This window comes from Xanthomonas sp. BRIP62409 (assembly GCF_003992965.1).
Taxonomy (GTDB): domain Bacteria; phylum Pseudomonadota; class Gammaproteobacteria; order Xanthomonadales; family Xanthomonadaceae; genus Xanthomonas; species Xanthomonas euroxanthea.
This window is the reverse complement of record NZ_QEZJ01000030.1, coordinates 167,497-189,122: the sequence shown is the minus strand read 5'-3', so window position 1 is coordinate 189,122 and position 21,626 is coordinate 167,497. Positions and strand designations below refer to the sequence as shown.

Below are 21,626 nucleotides of genomic sequence, written 5' to 3'. Positions count from 1 at the left end.
GGCAGCCCGCTGTGCCGGCGCGGAACTGCCGACTCACTCTTCGAGTGCGGCGCGGCGCTCGTTTTCCGAATGCTTGCTGATGCCATGAGTGGTCTTCTCCCAATAGAACGGATTGTGGATCAGCTGCCAGAGGCCCTTGTAGGCGGCGATCGACTGCAGCGCCCAGTACAACGGCACGGTCAGCGCGTAGGGCGCCAGCTTGAAGTAGTCGCGTTTGAACGCGGCCACCAGCGTGATGTAGATGAAGAACGCATTGGCCAACAACAGATTGACCAGCGAAATGGTGGCCAGCCACGGCGGGAAGAACCGTTCGAACGCGCTTGTCCCGGTGACTGCCCAGACCACGTACAGCGCCCACAGCACCGGCACGCCCAACGCGGTGAAGAAGCCGCCGCCGATGAAGAACTGAAAGCCCCAGAAGCCCTTGAACCCGGTGCTGCGATACAGATGCACCGGGTCGCGCATGTGCACCAGCCAGGTCTGCATATAGCCCTTGAGCCAGCGCGAACGCTGCCGGATCCAGTTGGGAATGCTGACGTTGGCTTCTTCGAACGTGGTGGAGTTGACCACGTTGACGCGGTAGCCGTTCTGGATCAGCCGCACGCCCAGATCGGCGTCTTCGGTGACGTTGTACGGGTCCCACGCGCGCACCTGGCGCAACACATCCAGACGGAAGTGGTTGGAGGTGCCGCCCAACGGAATCGGAATGCGCAGGTATTCCAGCGCCGGCAGGTAGAAGTCGAACCAGAGCGTGTACTCCAGCGTGAACATCCGCGTCAGCCAGTTTTCGTCGGCGTTGTAGTAGTTCAGGCGCGCCTGGATACACACCACATCCTTGTCCGCCTTGCGGAATGCCGCCACCACGCGCTTGAGCTGATCCGGCTCGGGCTTGTCTTCGGCGTCGTAGATGGTGAGCAGTTCGCCGCGCGCAAAATGCAGCGCGTAGTTGCAGGCCTTGGGCTTGGTCTTGGGCTGCGACGGCGGCACCCGGATGATTTCGAAGAACGCTTCCAGGCCGAGTTTCTTGGCGGCGTCGATGGTGTCGAAATCGTCCGCTTCCAGTACCAGCTTCACGTCGAGCTTGCTGATCGGGTAATCCAGCTTGCGCAGCGCATTGGCCAGGATCGGCAGGACTTCCGGCTCCTTGTACATCGGCACCAGCACGGTATAGACCGGCAGGTCGTCATCGCGCAGTGCGGCCACTTCGTCCTCGGTGACCTTGATGTCGATGCGGTGGCGCGAGCCGAACCACACCAGCAACAGCTTCAGTCCGAAGGTCGCCAGAAAGCCCAGCGCCACCAGCACGTTGACGGTGATCAGGGCCGGCACCGGGAACAGCACCATCGCGATCACCAGCACCGCGGCAATTGCCCACAGCGTGAGCTTCTGCCCCCGTGTCACCACCTGGCGCGCCGAGTAGGTCGGCGCATGCGATGCGAGCAGGTTCAGCGCGTTGTCGGTGAGCTGTTCGTCGGCGTAGCGCTGCAGGCTCCAGATGATGTCGAACTTGGCGGTGCCGACAAACCGCACGTCTTCGCCATAGTGCGCACGCGCCCAGGCGAACACCGCCGGGTCGGGGTCGGCCACGGCCAGCACCAGCACGCCGTCTTCGCGGCGCCACGGCAGCAGCAGACGCTGCGCATAACTTTCCAGATCGCCGGAGGTGAGCAGTTCCGGATCCGGCGGCTGCTGCACCAGGTCGACGAACTCCAGGCCGAAGTGCGCGGCGACGATGGCGTAGAACCGCTGCGCCGGCACGCCGCGCTGGGCCAGGATCACATCGCCCAGGCGCGAGTTCCAGCGTTGCTGCAACGCCAGCGCCGAGCGCAGTTGTTCGTCGGTGATGACGCCTGCCGTGACCAGCGCACGGCCCAACAGACCGCGTTCGCGGCCGATGTCCGGTGCCCGTCCCAGCGCGTCCATTTCGCAGGTGACCGTCATTGTCGTGGCGTCCTTAGAACCGCCACCAGGCAGCCACGAATGGCCCACCTGCAGCAGCGGTGTTGCGGCCCATCACTGGCTGCTGATACCCCACCTGCCACTGGCTGCCGCCCGGCGCGGTGTACAGCGTGGACAACTGCAGCTTCGTGAGGTCGTAGTTGGTGCCGGTGGCAACGAAGCCGACGCCCCCAGCAGAGCCTGGGACGTCAAAATTGTTGCGCCCGTTGCCCAGACCCTGGATCACGTTGACTTCGCCAAGCAGCAACCAGCTCGGGGTCAGGCTCAGACCGGTAGACGCGTCCACGCGCAGTTCGTCGGAGGCCGCACTGCCGCGCAAGCGTACTGCACCCCCCAGATCAACGTAGCCGTTGCGCCCGCCCAGCGTGTAACCACGCCCACGGCTGTAACGCAGCTCTAGGCCATAGTCGCCCAGGCCCAGCGCAGGATCGGTATTCGCACTGGGATTGTTCGGATGGTAGGTCTTGCTGCGGCCATAGGCCGGAATGCTGACCAATGCCTGCACCGAGCTGCGCCAGACGTCCTCTTGCGCGCTTGGCAGCGCATAGCGCAAGCCAACTTCCTGATCGGCAAGACCAGTCGTGCTGGTGCGGGTCCGGCCATCACCGCCGTAATTGCTGAAACCCACTTCGGTGAAATAGAAATTGCCGATGAAGCTCAGCTTGTCGGTCAGCCCATGCTCGACGTAGACATTCAACTGGTCCTGGCGGCTACGCCCGTTTCCGTCGAATTGTTGGCCGTCGCCAAACGTCGTGCGGTGATGGCTGTCGTCGAACCAGCCGCGGCCATCGCTATGCAGCGCCTTGACGATCACCAGGGTGTCGCCCTGCGGCTGGGTCCAGGCACCGGCCACGGCGGTGCCCGGCACGGCGGCCATCACACAGCTCAGCGCAAGCGCCGATAGCGCGGCTGCCGGCACGCGGCGGGTGCTGGATGCAAGAGAAGGAGGCGAGACAACCGGACGGGACTGCAGCGCAGCGGCGCACGGCTGACGTACCCGCAATTGCGGGTCGTTCTGTAAGGACATTTGCACGATTCCTGATGGGGGACCCGAAAGGGACAGGAAGCTAGTGATTGATCACACTTCGAAGCGAAACGTATCACAGTTACGCCCCGCCACCCATCACTGATTTATCACAAATTTAACGCTAGCGAACTCATCTCTTTCGCAACAATTTCGGCACCTGGGCAGCGGCATGGGTCCAGATCGCCAGCCATACGCCGAGCCGGGTGACCGGCCCGCGCCGGCCCGCCTCGAACTTGCGGAAATAGCGCCACAGCCCGCAGTGTTTGTGCCACTCCACGAAGAATGGCCGCGACCGGCTGGACACGCCACGCACGTGCACGACCTGCAGATCGTTGGCCACCGCCACCAGCGCGCCGGCCTGACGCGCCCGCCGGCACAGGTCCAGGTCTTCGGCATGCAGGCGGTAGGCACCGTCCCAGCCGTCGAGCCGGTCGAACAGGCTGCGCTGCATCAGCATCAAGGCGCCGGAGATCGCGTCCACCACCTGCAACGTCGCAGAAGGATCGGCCGGCACCGCCAGCTGCGCGGCAGCGCGCGGTGCACGCAGCATCGCGGCAAAATCCGGATCGCGGCGGCGCACTGCCGCATCCGGCTGCCCCTGCTCGTCCACCTGCTCCACGCCCAACAACACTGCCGCATGCCCCGCCGCGCGTGCGCACAGCTGCGCCAATGTGTCGCGCTCGACCATCAGGTCCGGATTGATGAACACCAGCCAGGGCGCCTGCGAGTCGCGCGCGCCCTGGTTGCAGGCCGTCGCAAAGCCGGGGTTGTCCGGGTTGGCGATGAAGTGCAGGCGCGCATCGGCCAGGGCATGCCGCTGCACGACTTCCAGGGTGTCGTCGCTGGAGGCGTTGTCGACCACCCGGATCTCGCTGATGCCCTCGGCCACGCGCAGCCGCGACAGGCACGCATCGATGGTGCTGCTGCTCTGGTAGGTGACGACGACGGCGGCGATCTGGACAGGAGTCATCGGTCCATTATCCGGTGCCGGGGCCGCGCAACGCCATCACGCCGATGCCGGCCCGCACATGACGGCTGGCAGCGCCAGCAGGCATACTGCGCGCCCGGAGCCGCCCAGCGGTCTTCTGCAGGCGCCGCCCACGGCGCACCCCACATTCTTCAGTGTCGAGATGACGGCCAGCGACCTTTCGGTGTTGCGCTGCCTTTTCATTCCCTGCAGCGCAACCGCCTGATGGCGCGCGCGCTGCAACGACGGCCCGGCAGCGCCGTCCGTGTTATCGCCGGTGCGCGCGCCGGGTCCGCTACAACGGCATCGATTGGCTGGTCTATACCACTGGCGTGCGCCGCACCGGAGCTACGCGCATGAGCACCTCGCATCAGGTGCACGGCATGAGCCTGGAGTTGGCACTGCCGGACTGGCCGGTGTTGACCGCCGAGGAAATCCATCGCGTGCTGCAGCACGTTTGCGCTGCCGGCGATGGCGCACGGATTCGCTGGCATAGCGCACGCCCGTTTTCCGCTGCCGCCTGCGTGGACACTGCCACCGGCACGCTCATCGTCAAGCGGCATCACCGCAGCGTGCGCAGCATCGCCGACTTGCGCCAAGAACATGGCTTCATGGCGCATCTGCGCTGGGCCGGCGCGCCGGTGGTCGAGGTGCTGCACGATGCCGCCGGCCACACCGCCCTGGCCGATGCGCACTGGGTCTATGAAGTACAGCGCGCAGGCCTCGGCCAGGACCTGTATCGGGACGCCTTGTCGTGGACGCCCTTTACCAGCACCGCGCATGCGTTGGCGGCAGGCTCCGCGCTGGCACGCCTGCATCTGGCAGCGCAGGGATTCGATGCGCCGCCACGTCGAAGCAGCGTCCTGGTCGCCAACCTGGCGCTGTTCGCGCAGGCCGACCCGCTGCGGGCGGTGGAACAGGCATTGCTGTCGCGCCCCGGCCTGGCCGCCGATTTCCAGGGCCGGCCCTGGCGCCGCGACCTGGCCGACCATCTGCTGCCCTGGCACGCCCGGGCATGGCCGGTGTTGTCGGTGCCCGGCGCATTGCCGCCGCTGTGGACGCACGGCGACTGGCATGCCTCCAACCTGCTGTGGCGCACGCACGACGATGGCGACACCGAGGTCGGCGCGGTGTTCGACTTCGGCCTGTGCGACCGCAACTTTGCGATGTTCGACCTGGCCACGGCGATCGAACGCAACCTGATCCCATGGTTGAACCTGGACGCAGGGCAACGTGCGCAGCCACAGCTGGAGCAACTCGACGCCTTGCTGGACGGCTACAGCCGGTACTGCACGCTGGGCGCGGTGCAGCTGCGGCAGCTGGTCGCCTTGCTGCCGATCGTGCATGCCGACTTCGCCCTGAGCGAGATCGACTACTTCGCCGGCATCACCCGCTCGGCCGACAACGCCGACATCGCCTATCACCGCTACCTGCTCGGCCATGCGGACTGGTTTGCCAGTGCCGATGGCCAGCGTCTGCTCGACCACCTGCACGCGCACGCGCGCCGGTTGCCATGAGCGCTCTTTCTTCTCCTTTTCGAGTCCTGCGCATGTACCTGCCCGTCTCCCTGCCCCACCGCCGCCCGCTCGCGCTTGCACTCGCGCTGTGCGTGGCCACGCCTGCACTCGCGCAGCAAGACCCCGGCGCCGAGGCGGTGGAACTGGATGCGGTCAACGTGCGTGGCGAACGCGCCGAGGCCAGCACCGCGTTGACCGGCTTCGGCGCCACGCGGCTGCTGGATGCCCCGGCCTCGATCGCGGTGATCGATCGCCAGCAAGTGCTCGACCGCCAGGCACGCGTGCTCAGCGAGGTATTGCGTGCCGATGCCTCCACGGGCGAGGCCTACGCACCGATCGGCTACTACGAAAATTTCGTCGTGCGCGGCTATTCGCTCAACGCCGCCAACAGCTACCGCATCAACGGCCTGAGCGCAGTAGGCGAGCAATCCATCGCGCTGGAAAACAAGCAGCAGGTGCAGCTCCTCAAGGGTCTGGCCGGGCTGCAATCGGGTGTCAACGAACCGGCCGGGTTGATCGACTACCGCACCAAGCGGCCCGAGCACGTGCGTAGCGTGACCCTGGGGACCGACGAACAAGGTTCGCGCTATGTCGCCGCCGACCTGGGCGACTGGTTCGGCGCTGAACGCAGCCTGGGCCTGCGCGTCAATGCCGCACGCGAAGACATCGACAGCTATGTCGACCACGCCGACGGCTACCGCAATTTCCTGTCGCTGGCCGGCGACTGGAAGATCACCCAGCAATCGCTGCTGCAGCTGGACGTGGAATACCAGCATCGCCAGCAACGCTCGGTGCCGGGTTATCAACTGCTGGGCGGCACCCAGGTGCCGCGCGCCATCGATGTGCATCGCCTGCTCGGCTACCAGCCGTGGTCGCGGCCGGTGGAGATGGATGCGCTCAATGCGCAGCTGCGTTACGCCTACCAGTTCAACGACGACTGGCGCGCCACTGCCGAGGCGGCGCGCAGCCGCTCGGTGATCAACGACTTCTCCGCGTTCGCCTGGGGCTGTTACGGCGCGGCCAGTTGCGCCGACAGCGTCACCCCGAATTTCTTCAGTGCGCAAGGCGAGTACGACGTCTACGACTACCGCAACCCCGACGACACCCGCGTGCACGATCAACTGCGCGCCACGCTGGAAGGCCGCGTGCTCACCGGCGCACTGGATCATCACCTGAGCATCGGCGGCGACTGGCTGCGCCGCACCATCGATCGTTTCGGCTCGGTCAACGAATTCGTCGGCAGCGGCAGCATCGACCGCGACCCGCAGGTGTTTGCACAAACCGACGTCGCCCTGGACCCGAAAGAGCGCCGCCTGGACAGCCGTCAACGCGCCCTGGTGGTCGCCGACCGGATCGGACTGGGTCGGCAATGGGAGCTGTCGCTGGGTGCGCGCCATGTGCGCCTGGACGAGCGCAGCTTCGATCGCGATGGCGTCCTGGAGCGCCGCACGCGCAAGGACACGCTGCTGCCGCAGGCCGCACTGCTGTTCAAGCCGCAACAGAACGTGTCGCTGTATGCCAGCTACGCCAAGAGCCTGGCCGCCGGCGGCACCGCGCCGTGGTTTGCCGACAACGCCGATGAGATCCTGCCGCCGACCAATGCCTACCAGCTGGAAACCGGTGCAAAATTCGATTTCGACGGCCTGCGCCTGGGCGCGGCGCTGTTCGATATCCGGCAGGCCTACCAGTTCACCCAGCCGCAGGCCGATGGAGGCTTGCGCTATGTGCAACAGGGCCGCCTGCACAACCGTGGGCTGGAACTATCGGCCGACGGGGCGGCAACCGAACAGCTGCGCCTGTTCGCCAGCATCGCGGCGATCCGCGCGCGCGCCGAAGACACCGGGATTGCCGACTACGAAGGCCATCAGGCCATCAACGTACCCAAGCTGCGTGCCAGCCTGCAGGCCGACTACAGCGTGCCCGGCATCGACGGCCTGGCGCTGCTGGCAGGCCTGCAATACAGCGGTCGCAAGTTCGCCGACCGGCTCGGCAACGCCAGCGTGCTGGCCTACACCGTGGCCAACCTGGGCGCGCGCTATGCCACCGCACTGGGCGGGGTGGCCACCACCTGGCGCTTGAACGTGGACAACGTGTTCGACAAGCGCTACTGGCGCGATAGCGGCGAATACCAGGGTGATGCCTATCTGTTCCCGGGCGCGCCGCGCACGGCGCGGCTGACGGTGCAGGTGGATTTTTGAGGCCTGCTGCCCCCATCCGCCCTTCGGGCAGCTTCCCCCGCAGGCGGGAGAAGGACGTCGAAGCGAGTCAGCCGTGCTTGTGCGTGTTTGAGGCAATGGCTGAAAACAGCAGGCACCAGTTGAAGGCAGGGACTCAGCGGTGAGAGCGCTATCGCGTTTCCATCGCATGCAGATTCGGGGCACCGCGCAGCATCCACGTCCGACCGCACCGCTGTTTTGCACGGCTTGCACCTCTCCCACCGCTGTCCACTTTCCATCAGGCATTGCATGTCATTGCTCGAATCCACCGCCGTCGTGATCAACCTGCTGGGCGTGTGGCTGACCGCGCGGCGCATTCGCTGGTGCTGGCCGGTCGGCATCGTGGCGGTGGCGCTGTATGCCTGGCTGTTCTATCAGTGGAAACTGTATTCGGACATGCTGCTGCAAGGGGTCTATGTGCTGACCCAGCTGTACGGATGGTGGCACTGGCAACGTGGTGCCTCTGCAGAAACGCGGATTCGCCCGCTGCCGATGCCGGCTGCGGAACTGTGGCTATCGCTGTGCATCGGCGCGGCGTTCGCTGCTGCGCTCGGTGCCTACATGCATCACCGCACCGATGCCACGCTGCCGTGGCTGGATGCGGCGCTGGCCAGTTTCAGCCTGGTCGCCAGCGTGTGGGCCGCGCGCAAACGCATCGCCAACTGGGTGCTCTGGATCGTGCTCGATTGCATTTACGTAGGCGTGTTCCTGAGCAAAGGGCTATACCCCACCGCCCTGCTCTACGCCGGTTTCGTGGGGCTTGCGGTGTATGGATGGCGTAGCTGGAAAGCCCAACAGCAGCAGAACCCGGCAGGCGTTGCCTGAGCCACCTGCGGTTTGCGGGCGCGTTCTTCTTTACCATCGCCGCATGTACCTCTCTCACCCAACTGTCTTGCACAGGCGCTGCAGCCACCACCGGCGGATCGCCGCATGAGCGCACCGCGCCAGCACGCCATCACCGAAATCGTCTCCGCGCAGATCGCCGCCGGCGAATGGGGTCCGGACCAGCGCCTGCCGGTCGAGCGCGCGCTTGCCGAACGCTTTGGCTGCACCCGCATCACCTTGCGTGAGGCCTTGCAGCAACTGGAAGCGCAGGGACGCATCTACCGCGAGAACCGGCGCGGCTGGTTCGTCAGCGCACCGCGCGTGCGCTACGACCCCACCAGCATCGCCGGTTTCATGCAGTATGTGGCGGCGCAGGGGCGTAAACCGCGCACCGAACTGTTGAGTGCCACCCGCCAGGCGGCGGGCGCTGCCTACGCGGCGGCGCTACGGCTGCAGACGCCCTACGAAGAGGTCTTCGTGCTGCAGCGCCGGCGCTGGATCGACCGCCGCGCGGTGCTGCTGGAAACCAACGTTGTGCTGGCTGCCTGGGCGCCGGGCCTGCTGGAGCACGACCTGGCCGGTTCGCTGTCGAGCGTGTTCAACCGGAAACTCGGGCTGTTCCTGAGCCGCGCGCAGTTGTCGATGCATCCGGCCGGGCTGGACGCCGCGCAAGCCCTGTTGCTGCAGTCCACCACCGGCACGCCCTGCTTCCGGCTGCAGCGGATCAGCTACGCCGAAGACGGCCGCGCGGTGGAGCTGGATATCGAATCCTGGCGCCACGACGCGCTGGAAGTGGTGGTGCGGACCGAGGCGCCGATGCGGTCGGCTTCTTGAGCGGCTAACAAGACGACGTCACGTCAGTCATTGCACTGCGGCCTGGCTGCAGGGCCCTTGCCCGCCCACCATCGCGGGACACGCCGTGAATCCGTCCATGGAGGCTCTTACGCGGCATCCATGCCGCGTAAGGTCCCGCGACGGTGGGCGGGCAAGGACCAGTCGAGATGGTCGGTGTGCATGTTTTCAACAAAGCAACCGACTCACTCTCCGGTGCGGTGTCCTCGCCGATTGCGGGACCGTGTGGCGGCATGGATGCCGCCACCGAGCCCCCAGGGACGGGTTCACGGCGTGTCCCGCGAGCGGTGAGGGCACCGCGCCCTCGACCCCCCTCGGCGTTTGACCTGGACTCCCGATAGCATCTACCAGCATACGGCCGACAAGCCACTGCACTCACCGCACGGCAAGCAGTCGTCAGGCTGCATAGGACAGCGCTCAAGAACTGCACTGCACAAGTCCACCGAACACCGGCTGCGCCCGCCTGACGGTGAGCATGCCGCTTTGGCAGCTGTTCTACGCGTCAAATAGCCTGCGTTGTGGATCCGGCGGCGGCAGGTCGGCGAGCAGCTGCGCGAGTTGATCGCGCTGCGCACGCAGCGGGTCGTGCATCAGGAAGTTGGCCAGGCGGGCGTGCCAGGCCGGCCAGCGCGTGGCCAGTGCATCCATGTCGCCATCGGCCGGGCGGCCTTCGTGTGGCGAGGCGACAAAGGCGGTGTCGCACAGCACGTTGCGCCATCCCAGCCCCGCCATGCGCAGGCTCAGGTCCACCAGTGCCGCATACCAGGAGCCGTAGCTGCTGGCATCCAGGCCGCCGGCCTTGCGCCGTGCGCTGCCGCGCAGCAGCACCGCGTGGCCGATCGCCGATGGCAGTTCCGGATGCAGCGGCGGCATCGCCGCACACGCAGCGGCGAGCCGCTCCCGCGCCTCGGGCATCGGGTTGAGTTCGCCCAGGCGTGGCCAGGCACAGGCTTCGCCCACATTGCTCCACGGGGTGGCGGTGGCAATCGCCGCATCGCGCGCAAAACAGGCATCGAGCTGATTCAACCAACCCGGCAGCGGGCAGGCGTCCACGCCCAGCACCACCACGTCGGCATCGCCGCAGGCGCTGAGCATTTCGTCCAGATGGGCCACCTCGCCGAGCATGCGCTGGCGCCGTGTGTGATGCGCCTGCAGCCGCGTGCGCGCCAGCCAGTGCGCGATCACCGCACGGCCGCGCGGGCCGGCCTGGGCGTCGTCGGCCAGCCACACCCGCGTGCCGGCGGGCGTGGCGGCATCCAGTGCGCCCAGGCACGCATCCAGGGCCTCGTCGTCGGTGCCGACCGGCACCAGCACGACGGGCAGTGCCGCACTCATTGCGGCTTCTGGCTGGGCTTCAGCGGCTCCATGGCCTTGAACTTCTGGCCGTATTCGTCGGTGAGATTGCGCGCTTCCTGCGGGTTGCGCACGATCGACGGGGTGATCAGCACGATGACTTCGCGACGAGTCGTATCTCTGGTCTTCTGACCGAACAACGCACCGACAACCGGCAACTTGCTGAGGAACGGCACCCCGGAACTTCCATCGCTAGTGCTGTCGTCGATCAGCCCGGCCAACATCATGGTGTCGCCACTCTGCACCGCGGCTTCGGTTTTGACACGGCGCGTGTTGATGTCGACATTGCAGGCGGCGCTATTGACGGTTGTGGTGGTCGCGGCCGTACACGCAGCAGGACGCGCACCAGGCGTACTGATTTCCTGCACGATATCCAGGAACACCATGCCGTCCTTGGTGACGCGCGGACGCACTTTCAGGATCACACCGGTATCGATGTATTGCACCGACGAGAAGCTGCTGTCGCTGCCCAGCCCGGTGTTGATCGATGTGGAATTGATCGGAATGCGCGAACCCACATTGAGCGTGGCTTCGGCGTTGTTTCGCACAAAGACCGATGGCGTCTGCAGCAAGCGAATATTGGTGACCTGATCGAGCGCACTGATGACCGCGGCTGCATTCTTGCCCAAGAACGTCCAGCCCACACCGTTGTTGGTGATACTTCCGGCGATATCGCCCCAGATATTTCGGCCGGCGGCCGGCGGCAATGCAGGCCCACCATTTCCATTGGCATCGAACGGCCGGGTCACTGCATTCTCGAAATACCAGTTCACACCGTAGCTCAGCTGGCCCGTCAAATTCACCTCAGCCACCTGCGCCTCGATATGCACCTGCATCGGCATCACGTCGAGCTTTTCAATGACGTCGCGGATGGAGGACCACGCCTGCGGGGTGGAACGCACCAGCAAGGTATTGGTTTCGGCCACCGCCGACACGCCGACCTTGTCGCCTTCCACCTCCAGCGTCACCGCGCCATTGCCGTTGCTGCGCGGCGACAGCTGCAGGCTGCCGTTGCCCAGCCCACCGCTGCTGCTGCCACTGCCGCTGCTGCCACCGAAGCTGCTGCCGGAGGAGCTGCCATCGCTACTCTCGCCGACGCTGCCGCCGGTCATGCCGGAGCTGCCGCCCATGCTGCTGTCGCGATTGCCCAGCTGCCCACCCAGCACGCTGGTCTCCGCGCCCGGCGCCAGCGAAGCATTGGAGTCGCCGTTGTTGCCGCGGCCGCCGAACACTTCCGACAGGCGGTCGGCCAGGTCCTTGGCCTTGATGTATTTCAACTCATACGAGAACAGCCGCACGCCGCCACCGGCGCTGTCGATGCGGTCCAGCCACTGCTGGATCTGGTCCAGGTAGCGCGGCTGCGGGGTGATCACCAGCACCGCGTTGGCGTTCTCCAGCGGCATGAAGCGGAACATGCCGGCACTGGGCGTCTTGCTCTGTTCGCCGAAGACCTTTTCCAGATCGGCCGAGACCTTTTCGGCCTTGCCGGACTGGATCGGAAACACGCCCACCGACATGCCCGACAGCCAGTCCACGTCGAAGATCTGCACGGTGCGCAGATAGTTTTCCAGCTCGGCGCGGGTGCCGCCCAGCGTGATCACGTTGCGCGAGGGGTCGGTACCGACGATGGCGTTCGGGCGCGCGTACGGCTCCAGCACCTTCTTCATTTCGCTGGCGGAGATGAATTTCAACGGCACCACGCGCACTTCGAAACCGCGCGCAGCGGACGGCGATGCGGTGCTGGGCGCGACGGTGCCGGCCAGCGCCTGGTCGGCCGGCACGATGTTGTAACGGCCCCCGCTGAACACCATGCGCGCGTTGTTCCAGCCCAGCACCATTTCCAGCAGGTTCAAGGCCTGCGCCGGCGAGACCGGATTGGGCGTGGCCAGGGTCACGGTGCCCTGCACGCCGGGGGCGATGACGTAGTTCTGCCCGAGCATGTCGCCCAGGATCGCCTTGACCACCGCCTGCACCGATTCGCCTTCGAAATTGAAGGTGGCGCTGCCGCTGCTGGCCATGCCCAGCGAGGGCGACGGCGCGGCGGCGGCGCTCTGGTTGATCATGGTGCCGCTGCCACGCCGGATCACCGGGGTGGGCTTGGCGCTGGCATTGCCCTCGGCGCGTTGCTCGGCGCTGGTCTGGGTGGCGCCGGCAGCGCCGACTTGCGGGTCCAGGCGCGCGTCGCGGCGCACCTCCGGCGGCGGCGTGGAGGCGCAACCGGCCAGCAGGCCGATCAGCAGGGACACGGGAAACAGGCGCTGCGTCATGCGTTCACTCATTGGGTCTGACCGGGGGTAGAGCCGCTCTGGCGCTGCTGTTGCAGCTGGCGGCGTCGGGCTTCGATACGTTCGCGGATGGCGCGCATCTGATCGTCGGAGGGGCGTGGGGCTTCCTGGGCGCCATCGCTGCGCTGCGGCGGCACCGTCGGCGGTGTCTGCCCGCCGGGCTGCTGTGGCTGCGCGGCGGGCTGGGTCTGCGGCGGTTGCGTCGGCGCAACGGCGGCGGCATCGGGCGAGGGTAACGGCGGGATGGCGCCGGCAGCGGCGCGCGCGCCCGCATTGGCGGTGGGTGGCTGCCCGCCCAGGCCGTTGAACACATGCAACTCCAGTGTCTGGGTGCCGCCGGGGCCTTCGATGGTTGCGCTGCGCGGCTGCAGGGCGAGCAGGCGCCAGCCCTTGACCGCCTCGCCGCCCAGTTGCACACGCACCGAATCCTGCGGGTCCAGCGTCAGCGTGGCCATCTTGAAGTTGTCCGTCAGCAGCACGCCGGTCAGGCGCACTGTCGAGGCAGCACCGCTGCCGTCGTTGCCGGACAGGAAGAACGGATGCGGCAGGCGGTCTTCGGCGAAGGCCGGATGCGCGGCGATCTCCGAGTACTTTTCGAATGCGCCCAGCCGTTCCGGGGCCGGTGCCGGCAGCGTGGGCAGGCGCTGCACCAGGGCCGGGTCGTCCGGCAGCAACTCCACGCGCTTGCCCAGCCCGGCCACGGCCAGCACGCATACCAGCAGCGCCCAGCCGACCACGGTGGCCAGCAGCCAGGTGCGCAGGCCGATCATGTCAAGGCGCATTGCCGGCCTCCGCAGCGTCGGGGGCGGCGGGCGCCGCGTCGGTGTTCAACGGCGCGGCGCTGGCGCCCGGGCGCAGATAGCCGGCCAGTTCGAAGGCGATATCCAGGCCGTTGCCGCTTTCGTTGGGCGAGAGTTGATAGCGCTGCGCCATCACGTTGAGATTGTCCACGAACAGGCGCGGGGTACCGTTTTCCAGGCTGTACAGCACCGAGGCCAGCTCCGGCGTGCCACAGCGCAGGCGCACCTGCACCGCAACGCGGGTGAAGCGGTCCTTGCTTTCCGGCTGCAGCGGCGAGCGGTTGCTGATCGCACAGCTGCGGTTGCCGGGGCTGGCTTCCACCACGGCGCGTTCCAGCCGCTGCACCAGGCCGGCCGAGGCCAGTTCGGCCGAGGTTTCCGGCAGGAAGCCCGGACGGCTCTCCAGGGTCTGGCGCGCCTGGCGCAGCCGCTTGCTGACTTCCGGCGCCTGCTGCAGCTGCACGCGCACGCGCAGCTCGCGTTCGCGCAGCGCCTGCAGCTCGTCCTGCACGGCGATCATCGGCTGGGTGAACCAGGGGTGCACCAGCACCAGATAGGCCACGCCGATCACCAGCAGCAGCAGGCCCAAAGCGATCCAGCGATCGCGCTTAACGTTGCGTGGCATCGGCCGCCTCCTTGGCATCGGGGCCGGCCAGTTCGGCGGTGATGGTGAAGCGGTCGACGTTGCGACCGGCATCGCTCTGCAGCACGCCGGTCAGCGAGGGCGTGCGCCACAGCGGCGAGCCTTCCAGACGCCGCACCAGCGAAGAGGCTTCGTTGCTCAGACCGATCAACTGCAATTGCCCGCCTTCGACCGAGAATTTTTCCAGATAGGTCCCACCGGGCAGGCGCCGGCTCAGCTCGTCCCAGATTTCCACCGAGGTCGGGCGGGTGGCGCGCTGCTGCTGGAAGAAGTTTGCACCTTCGACCAGATCCAGCAATTGCTGGCGTTCGGCGGCAACCTGGCGCGCACGCGCGGCGTTGGCCTGCACCTTGGCACGCAGGTCGTCGGCGGCCTGGCGGCGGTTGTCCAGCAGCAGCCAGCCGGCCACAGCCAGCAACACCAGTGCGGCGGCCGCGAGCAACAGATTCCAGCGCTGCATCGGGTCGCTGCGCCGCAGCCGGCGCGCCGGTGGCAGCAGGTTCACACCCAATGGCAGGCCCTGCGCGTCGGCAACATCGATGCCGGACAAGGCGCTGGTCCATGCGTCGGGCACGCCGTCGGGGCCATCGATCATGCGTCGCGGCACCACCACCAGTTCGGCATCGAGCTGGCCGTCTTCGCGTACGTCCAGCACGCGCGCATCGAAGTACACCTGGTCGGCGGTGAACGGGGTTTGCCGGTCGATCTCGAAGCGCGCCACGTCCTGCAGGCGCGCGGCTGCCGCAGCAGGCAGGCGCAACGGGCGACGCAAGGCATGCGCGGCCGGCAGCAGCCAATGCCGCGGCAGGCCCTCCAGCGCGGTGGGCAGCAAGGCATTGACCTCCTGCGGCTGCACCGGCCATGGCAGGCTGGCGATGGCCTCGCTGCTGTGATCGCGCTGACGCAGCAACTGCAACGCCTGCCCATCGGGCTGCAACAACAGCCGCGACGGCGACAGGCCCAACTGCCATTGCCAGCGCTGCGGCAGCCAGGCCAGCAGCGATTGCTGCCACCAACGCCAGAAGCCTCCGGCGCCCGGCATGGCGCGTACGCCGATACGACCCAAGGTATCCCGCCATGCGGTCATTGCACTGCTGCTCCCTCTTCCCAACGCAACACGGTATACGCCGACCCAGGTAATGCGGACGCACTGGTGGAGACGACTGCCCGCAACACGGCCTCGCGTCCCTGACTCAGTCGCGCCCGGCTCTCGATACTATAAGTGTCCGACCCACCGACCGTCGCCTCGCTGCCCGGCAAACCCGGCGGCGCGTCACGCTGGGCCAGCAGTTGCCGCGCATCCAGGCCCATCGCGGTCAGCACCGGCCCGGGCGCAAAGCGCGCCTCGGGACGCGAGCGGCCGCTGTACAGGGTGAGGTTGGGCAACAGCTTGCGATACAGCTCGCCATCCATGCCCAGCACCAGGCGCAACTCGCCCAGCGTTTCGAACGGGCCATCCTTGGCACCGTACGGCAACCCGGCATCGGCGTAATCGCGATCTTCTGCGCCACCGCCGGGCTGGCTCAGCGAGTCGCCGTCGCGCCAGTCGACGATGGCGCCGGCAATGCGCGTATCGCGGCCCTGTTCGGCACCGACCGCGCGCACCAGGCCGGCCAGCAGCGCGGGCTCGGCCATGTTCAAGTCCACCTTGCCGCTTTCGTCGGTGATGCGGATCTCCACCGTGGCATCGTCCATCTGCCAACGATAGCGCCGGCCGTCTGCAAGCCAGCGTGCCTGGGTGTCGGTGCTCTGCAGGCGGGACAATGCGTATTCCAGTCCGGAGCGCGCGTATTCCTGCGCCTGCGCGCCGTTGCGCAGCATGCTGCCCTGCAGCGCTTCCACCCGCGCGGTCAGCGCGAATGCGCCGATCATCGCGGTGAGCAGCGCAATCAGCCATAGCACCAACACCAGCGCGGCACCGCGCATCGCGCTCATTGCCCCGCTCCCGGGTTGCTGGATTGCGGCAGAGCCACCACCAGCGGCGGCCAGGCGGCACCGCCACTACGGATCTCGATGCGCACCAGCAACGGCAGACGGTCGTGCCATTCCCACTGCGGCAACCACGCGCTGAGGCGTCCGCTCTGCGGATCCATGCCGCGATACCGGAAGCTCACCTGCTGCACGTCGTCGGCAAGTGTTTCCGGCGGCAGCGTGGTGCCCTCCTCAATCGGCTTGCCCGATTGCAGCATGGTCAATGCGATCCGCAGCGTGCGCTGCTCGCCATCGCCGGCCACCGACAGATCATGCAGGTACGGCCCGCCGCGGCCCAGGTAATCCGGCACATCGGCGGCAAACCGCATGCGCTGCGCCTCGCCGATGAACAGCATCGGCTGCTGACTCTGCGGGTCGATACCCATCGCGATCGGCAGTGCCGCCGCCAGCCGCCGGCGCAGGAATTCCTCCACCGCACGCACGCGCTCGCTGCGCTGGGCAATCGCCTCGCCGCGCTGGCTCACCGCGCTGGCCGAGCGCAAGGTGGCAAACGCCAATGCCAGCCCGCCCACCAGCAACATCGTCGCCAGCAACACTTCGATCAAGGTGAACCCGGCACTACGCGGCCGACTCATGGCGCGCTGGCCGGTTGCGCCGCCGCGACCAGCCGCAAGGTGCGCCACTGCAACACCTGGTTGGGTTGCTCGCCCCAGCGCACCACCAGGGTCAGCTGCAGCAGCGTGTGTGCGCCGGGGGACACCGGCGCCTGCGGATTGCGCCGCGGCTCGTCGTACGGGCGCACATCCATCGACCAGCGGAAATGCCCGTCCTCGAACGTGCCTTGCTGCTGCTCGGGCACCAGCGGTTTGTCCATGCCCTGGGCCGCCAGCAACGATTGCGCATGCAAGGTGGCGCGCGTGCTCTCGTCGGCCGCGCGCACCTGACGCGCGGCACCGGACAGCGATCCCAGCAACAGGCTCAATGCCAGCGCCAGCAACGCAAAGGCGACGATCACCTCGATCAGCGTGTAACCGCGCTGGCGCTTCATGGCGCCGGCGTCCGCAACTGCCCGGAACGCACTTCGCCGGTGATCCAGCCCACGTCCACGCGCCAGGTGGCGTCCTTGACGCGCAGATCGATGCGCCCGCCGGTGGAGGCGCCATCGGGGAAGAACTGGATGGCGCCCTGATCCTGCCGCGACTGCACCTGGCGCGCGCCGGTGAAACGCACCTCCAGCGACGCCGGCAGATCGCCGTGATGGCCGCCGGGTGCTTCCCAGCGGCGCTGCTGCGGGTCGATCAGAAAGCGCTGCGGCGTGCCGGTGGCGATCGCCTGCGTGCGCGTATAGCGCAGCTGCGAGGCGATCGCCTTGCCGGCGGTGCGCAGGCGCATGCCGTCGATCCCGCCGTTGAGCGCTGCGGCGGCCAGCACGCCGGCCATCGCGATCAGGGCGATGACCAGCAGCATCTCCAGCAACGAACTGCCACGCGTGCGTGTGCGACCAGGGCCGACCACTCCATGCGGATGACGCAACGGCTGACACGCAACGCGCATGGCGAACGGCTTATTGGTACTTGATGTCCGCGTCGTAACTGCTGCCACCGGGGCGGCCGTCCTTGCCCAGGCTGATCAGATCGAACGGCTGGCCATCGCCGGGCGCGCGGTATTCGATGGTGTGGCCCCACGGGTCGTTGAGTTCGGCCGGCTTGGCGTACGGGCCGAGCCAGCCGCTGCTGCCGCCGGGCTGGGTCACCAGGTCATCGAGCTTGCTCGGCAACTTGCCGGTGTCCAGCTGGAAATTCTCGATCTTGCCGGCCAGGGTCTGGATCTGCGACTTGGCCAGATTGGCCTTGCCGCGATCGGCACCACCGAGCACACGGCTGCCGACCAGGGTCAGCACCGCGCCGATCAGGACGATGACGATGATGATTTCCAGCAGGCTCATGCCGGCCTGGCCTGCACGCGATGGGCTACGGGTGATGGAGCGCTTGATCATGAACGATTTCCTTGCACGTCGATGAAAGATGCTGCCGCCAGAAGATGACACAGCGGCCATTGCAATGGTTCCCGCATGGGTGTCGCGCGGTCACCGGAACGTTGTTGTGAATCCACCGCCACGTTATCCGATGGCATTGGTCAGGTCATACAGCGGTACCAGCACCGAGATGATGACAAGCCCCACCACCGAGGCCAGCACCAGCGTGATCAGCGGCACCAGCGCGGCCAGCGCGCGGTCGATGGCCTGCGCGGTTTCCAGCTCGAAGGTGTCGGCGGTCTTGAGCAGCATCGTATCCAGCGCGCCCGATTCTTCGCCGACCTGGATCATCTGCAGGGCCAGCCGCGGGAAGCGCTTACCGCGTGCCAGCGCCATCGCCAGGCCATGGCCGTTCTTGACGTCGTCGGCGGCGGCATCGACATCCTCGACCAATGCCAGGTTGGACATCACGTTGCGCGCAATGCCGATCGCCGCCAGCAGCGGCACGCCGTTGCGCAACAAGGTGCCCAGGGTACGCGTCAGCCGTGCGGTTTCCAGGCGCGCGATCAGGCTGCCGACCACTTTCTGCCGCAGCAACCATTCGTCCAGCGCGGCACGGAAGGCGGCATTGCGGCGTTTGCGATCCAGCCACAGCCCCAGTACGCCCGGCACCACGATCAACACCACCCACCAGTCGCGCACCAGCAGGCCCACGCTCAACACCGCCTGGGTGAACCACGGCAAGGCCACATCCAGGCTTTCGTACATCTGCGCGAACTGCGGCACCACATAGCCGAGCAGGAACAGCAGCGCGCAGCCGACCACCGCCAGCAGGATCGCCGGATAGATCAACGCGTTGATCACCTTGCCGCGCAGCGCGCGGCTGCGCTCCAGGTAGTCGGCCAGGCGTTGCAGCGTGTCCTGCATGCTGCCGCCGGCTTCGCCGGCGCGCACCATGTTGATGTAGAGCTTGGAAAACAGCCCGTGCTGGCGTTCCAGCGCCGAGGACAGCGGCGCGCCGCCACGCACGGTGTCGCGCACATCGCCGATCACGCGCCGGCTTTTGTCGTCTTCGGGCAGATCCATCAGGATCGACAACGCGCGATCCAGCGGCTGGCCGGCACCGATCAGCGTGGACAACTGCTGGGTGAACTGCACCAGCGCGGCGTTGTCGAACGGCTTCTTGCGCAACAGCATGCGCAGCGACGGCGAGTCGTTTTCGCCGGTGGCCAGGCGTGTTTCCACCGGCAGGTGGCCCTGCTCCTGCAGGCGCAGGGCCACGTCGGCGTCGCTGGCCGCTTCCATCTGGCCATCGAGCATTTCGCCGTGGGCGTCGAGCGCCTTGTAGCGGTACAGGGGCATCAGGCTGGAAGGCCGGGATTCGGGAATTGGGAATCGGGAATCGGGAAACGCAGGATCCTGCGCTGCGTTCGCGCCACCGGGCGCAGCTGTGCGCGTGCGCGACGCGTTGCCGGGACCTTGCCCTGCTTATCTTCCGATCCTGAGCATCCGATGCTCGTTGTGGCTCCGTTGACTCTCACGCATCCTCCGTCACGCGCAGCACTTCTTCGATGGTGGTTTCGCCGCGCAAGGCCTTGGACAGGCCGTCTTCGTACATGGTGCGCATGCCGGCCTTGCGGGCCAGTTGCTCGATCTCGCCCATGCCGGCGCGACGCATCACCGCACGCCGCAACTCGTCGTTCATGACCAGGAATTCGACGATGGTGGTGCGGCCGAGGTAACCGGTCGGCGCGGCGGCAGAGGCGCGCGGGCGATACAGGTAGATCTCCCCGTCCGGCTGCAACCGGCGCAGGTTGAAGCGTTCGATTTCTTCCGGCGATGCCGGATAGCGCTCGGCGTTGGCCAGGTCGAGCTTGCGCACCAGGCGCTGCGCCAGGATGCCGTTGATGGTGGAGGTGAGCAGATAATCCTCCACGCCCATGTCGAGCAGGCGGGTGATGCCGCCGGCCGCATTGTTGGTGTGCAGCGTGGACAGCACCAGATGGCCGGTGAGCGCGGACTGGATCGCGATGCGTGCGGTTTCCAGATCGCGCATTTCACCGATCATGATGATGTCCGGATCCTGGCGCACGATGCTGCGCAGCGCGTTGGCGAAATCCAGCCCGATCTGCGGTTTGGCCTGGATCTGGTTGATGCCTTCGATCTGGTATTCCACCGGGTCTTCGACGGTGATGATCTTCACGTCGGAGGTATTGAGCTGGCTCAATGCGGTGTACAGCGTGGTGGTCTTGCCCGAGCCGGTCGGGCCGGTCACCAGCATGATGCCGTGCGGTTGCTCCAGCACCTTGCGGAACTGCGGCAGAAACTCTTCGGTGAAGCCGAGCTTGTAGAAGTCGAACACCACCGTCTCGCGATCGAGCAGACGCATCACCACGCTCTCGCCGTGCGCGGTGGGCACGGTGCTGACACGCAGGTCCAGCTCCTTGCCCTGCACGCGCAGCATGATGCGGCCGTCCTGCGGCAGCCGGCGTTCGGCGATGTTGAGCTTGGCCATGATCTTGATGCGGCTGATGACCGCGGCGGTGAGCTTGGCCGGCGGGCTTTCGCCTTCCACCAGCACACCGTCCACGCGGTAACGCACCTTGAGCCGGCTTTCGAACGGTTCGATATGGATGTCCGAGGCGCGCAGCTCCACCGCGTGCTGGATCACCAGGTTCACCAGGCGAATCACCGGCGCCTCGGACGCCAGGTCGCGCAGCGCTTCGATATCGTCGCTACTGTTGGCATCGCCATCGGCGGTTTCCACGATGGTGCCCATCGCGCTGCGGCCCTGGCCGTACCAGCGCTCGATCAGATCGTCGATTTCCGAGCGCAGGCCAACCTGCAGGAACAGCGCACAGCCGGTGGCAAGCCGCACCGCGTCGATCGCGTAATCGTCGTAGGGATCGGCGATCCACAGCTCCAGCCGGCCATCGCGTTCGCCGACCGGGCACAGATGGAATTGCTTGAGGAAGCGCAGCGACAGCCCCTGCACTTCCGGCAGCATCTCCGGCGGGGTATCGCCGAGCTGGCGGGCATCCACCAGCGGCAGACCCAGCACATCGGCGCAGGTCTCGGCATGATCGCGTTCGGACACCAGGCCCAGACGGCCGAGCAAGGCCAGCAGGCCCATGCCGGATTCGGTCTGCAACTGGCGCGCGCGCAGCAGATCGGTGTCTTTCAGGCGACGGCGTTCGAGCAGCGCCTCGACGATGCGCGTCTCCGCACTGCGATGCTCAATTGGATCGACGGCAACCGCGTTCACACTCGTCTCC

19 protein-coding genes are annotated in these 21,626 nt (G+C 66.9%); 4 read left to right on the top strand and 15 right to left on the bottom strand.

Going from position 1 to position 21,626, the window contains the following annotated elements; translation table 11 throughout:
• Positions 1-33: 33 nt before the first annotated feature.
• From EO170_RS18490 to EO170_RS18480, 3 genes are all read right to left on the bottom strand, one after another.
• Positions 34-1,941, bottom strand: coding sequence for a glycosyltransferase family 2 protein (locus EO170_RS18490; protein WP_126947222.1), 1,908 nt, complete (start codon positions 1,939-1,941; stop codon positions 34-36).
• Between the two features lie 13 nt (positions 1,942-1,954).
• Positions 1,955-2,986, bottom strand: coding sequence for a transporter (locus tag EO170_RS18485; protein WP_164739835.1), 1,032 nt, complete (start codon positions 2,984-2,986; stop codon positions 1,955-1,957).
• Between the two features lie 130 nt (positions 2,987-3,116).
• The gene (locus EO170_RS18480) at positions 3,117-3,956 is read right to left on the bottom strand and encodes a glycosyltransferase family 2 protein (protein ID WP_126947219.1); all 840 of its coding nucleotides are present in this window, start codon (positions 3,954-3,956) and stop codon (positions 3,117-3,119) included.
• 353 nt (positions 3,957-4,309) lie between these two features.
• On the opposite strand from EO170_RS18480, the gene EO170_RS18475 reads away from it, so the two are divergent.
• The 4 genes from EO170_RS18475 (at position 4,310) to EO170_RS18460 (ending at position 9,345) form a co-directional block, all read left to right on the top strand.
• The gene (locus EO170_RS18475; protein WP_126947216.1) at positions 4,310-5,470 is read left to right on the top strand and encodes a phosphotransferase; all 1,161 of its coding nucleotides are present in this window, start codon (positions 4,310-4,312) and stop codon (positions 5,468-5,470) included.
• Positions 5,471-5,502: 32 nt separating this feature from the next.
• The gene (locus EO170_RS18470; RefSeq protein ID WP_126947213.1) at positions 5,503-7,668 is read left to right on the top strand and encodes a TonB-dependent receptor; all 2,166 of its coding nucleotides are present in this window, start codon (positions 5,503-5,505) and stop codon (positions 7,666-7,668) included.
• A gap of 267 nt (positions 7,669-7,935) precedes the next feature.
• Positions 7,936-8,511 (top strand): nicotinamide riboside transporter PnuC, encoded by a 576-nt coding sequence (gene pnuC, locus EO170_RS18465; protein ID WP_126947210.1) that lies wholly within the window; start codon positions 7,936-7,938, stop codon positions 8,509-8,511.
• Positions 8,512-8,616: 105 nt separating this feature from the next.
• Positions 8,617-9,345 carry a UTRA domain-containing protein gene (locus EO170_RS18460; RefSeq protein ID WP_126947207.1) on the top strand — a complete coding sequence of 243 codons (729 nt, stop codon included), beginning with the start codon at positions 8,617-8,619 and terminating at the stop codon, positions 9,343-9,345.
• 513 nt (positions 9,346-9,858) lie between these two features.
• Here EO170_RS18460 and EO170_RS18455 read toward each other — a convergent pair.
• The 12 genes from EO170_RS18455 to gspE all read right to left on the bottom strand — a co-directional run bounded on the left by EO170_RS18455 (position 9,859) and on the right by gspE (position 21,616).
• Entirely contained in the window at positions 9,859-10,698 is an 840-nt protein-coding gene (locus tag EO170_RS18455; protein ID WP_126947204.1) for a glycosyltransferase, read from the bottom strand.
• Complete coding sequence (gene gspD, locus EO170_RS18450; protein WP_126947201.1) at positions 10,695-12,995, bottom strand: type II secretion system secretin GspD; 2,301 nt, start codon at positions 12,993-12,995, stop codon at positions 10,695-10,697. Before gspD ends, EO170_RS18455 begins: the two co-directional genes overlap by 4 nt.
• Positions 12,992-13,783, bottom strand: coding sequence for a type II secretion system protein XpsN (xpsN, locus tag EO170_RS18445; protein ID WP_126947198.1), 792 nt, complete (start codon positions 13,781-13,783; stop codon positions 12,992-12,994). Before xpsN ends, gspD begins: the two co-directional genes overlap by 4 nt.
• Complete coding sequence (gspM, locus tag EO170_RS18440) at positions 13,773-14,426, bottom strand: type II secretion system protein GspM (protein ID WP_104585577.1); 654 nt, start codon at positions 14,424-14,426, stop codon at positions 13,773-13,775. The genes xpsN and gspM overlap by 11 nt, the downstream gene beginning before the upstream one ends.
• Entirely contained in the window at positions 14,410-15,531 is a 1,122-nt protein-coding gene (locus EO170_RS18435) for a PilN domain-containing protein (protein WP_115677920.1), read from the bottom strand. The genes gspM and EO170_RS18435 overlap by 17 nt, the downstream gene beginning before the upstream one ends.
• The gene (locus tag EO170_RS18430; RefSeq protein ID WP_104649414.1) at positions 15,528-16,379 is read right to left on the bottom strand and encodes a type II secretion system protein GspK; all 852 of its coding nucleotides are present in this window, start codon (positions 16,377-16,379) and stop codon (positions 15,528-15,530) included. The genes EO170_RS18435 and EO170_RS18430 overlap by 4 nt, the downstream gene beginning before the upstream one ends.
• Positions 16,376-17,011: a type II secretion system protein J gene (locus EO170_RS18425; protein ID WP_104585580.1), complete on the bottom strand. Its 636-nt coding sequence runs from the start codon at positions 17,009-17,011 to the stop codon at positions 16,376-16,378. Before EO170_RS18425 ends, EO170_RS18430 begins: the two co-directional genes overlap by 4 nt.
• Positions 17,008-17,424 (bottom strand): prepilin-type N-terminal cleavage/methylation domain-containing protein, encoded by a 417-nt coding sequence (locus EO170_RS18420; protein ID WP_126947195.1) that lies wholly within the window; start codon positions 17,422-17,424, stop codon positions 17,008-17,010. Before EO170_RS18420 ends, EO170_RS18425 begins: the two co-directional genes overlap by 4 nt.
• The gene (locus EO170_RS18415; protein ID WP_119131815.1) at positions 17,421-17,930 is read right to left on the bottom strand and encodes a GspH/FimT family pseudopilin; all 510 of its coding nucleotides are present in this window, start codon (positions 17,928-17,930) and stop codon (positions 17,421-17,423) included. The genes EO170_RS18420 and EO170_RS18415 overlap by 4 nt, the downstream gene beginning before the upstream one ends.
• 10 nt (positions 17,931-17,940) lie before the next feature.
• Positions 17,941-18,372, bottom strand: a complete 432-nt coding sequence (gene gspG, locus EO170_RS18410; RefSeq protein WP_024939118.1) for a type II secretion system major pseudopilin GspG — start codon at positions 18,370-18,372, stop codon at positions 17,941-17,943.
• Positions 18,373-18,495: 123 nt separating this feature from the next.
• Positions 18,496-19,713, bottom strand: coding sequence for a type II secretion system F family protein (locus EO170_RS18405; protein WP_104585582.1), 1,218 nt, complete (start codon positions 19,711-19,713; stop codon positions 18,496-18,498).
• Between the two features lie 175 nt (positions 19,714-19,888).
• On the bottom strand, positions 19,889-21,616 hold the full coding sequence (gspE, locus tag EO170_RS18400; RefSeq protein ID WP_164741093.1) for a type II secretion system ATPase GspE: 1,728 nt from the start codon (positions 21,614-21,616) through the stop codon (positions 19,889-19,891).
• Between the last annotated feature and the right edge of the window lie 10 nt (positions 21,617-21,626).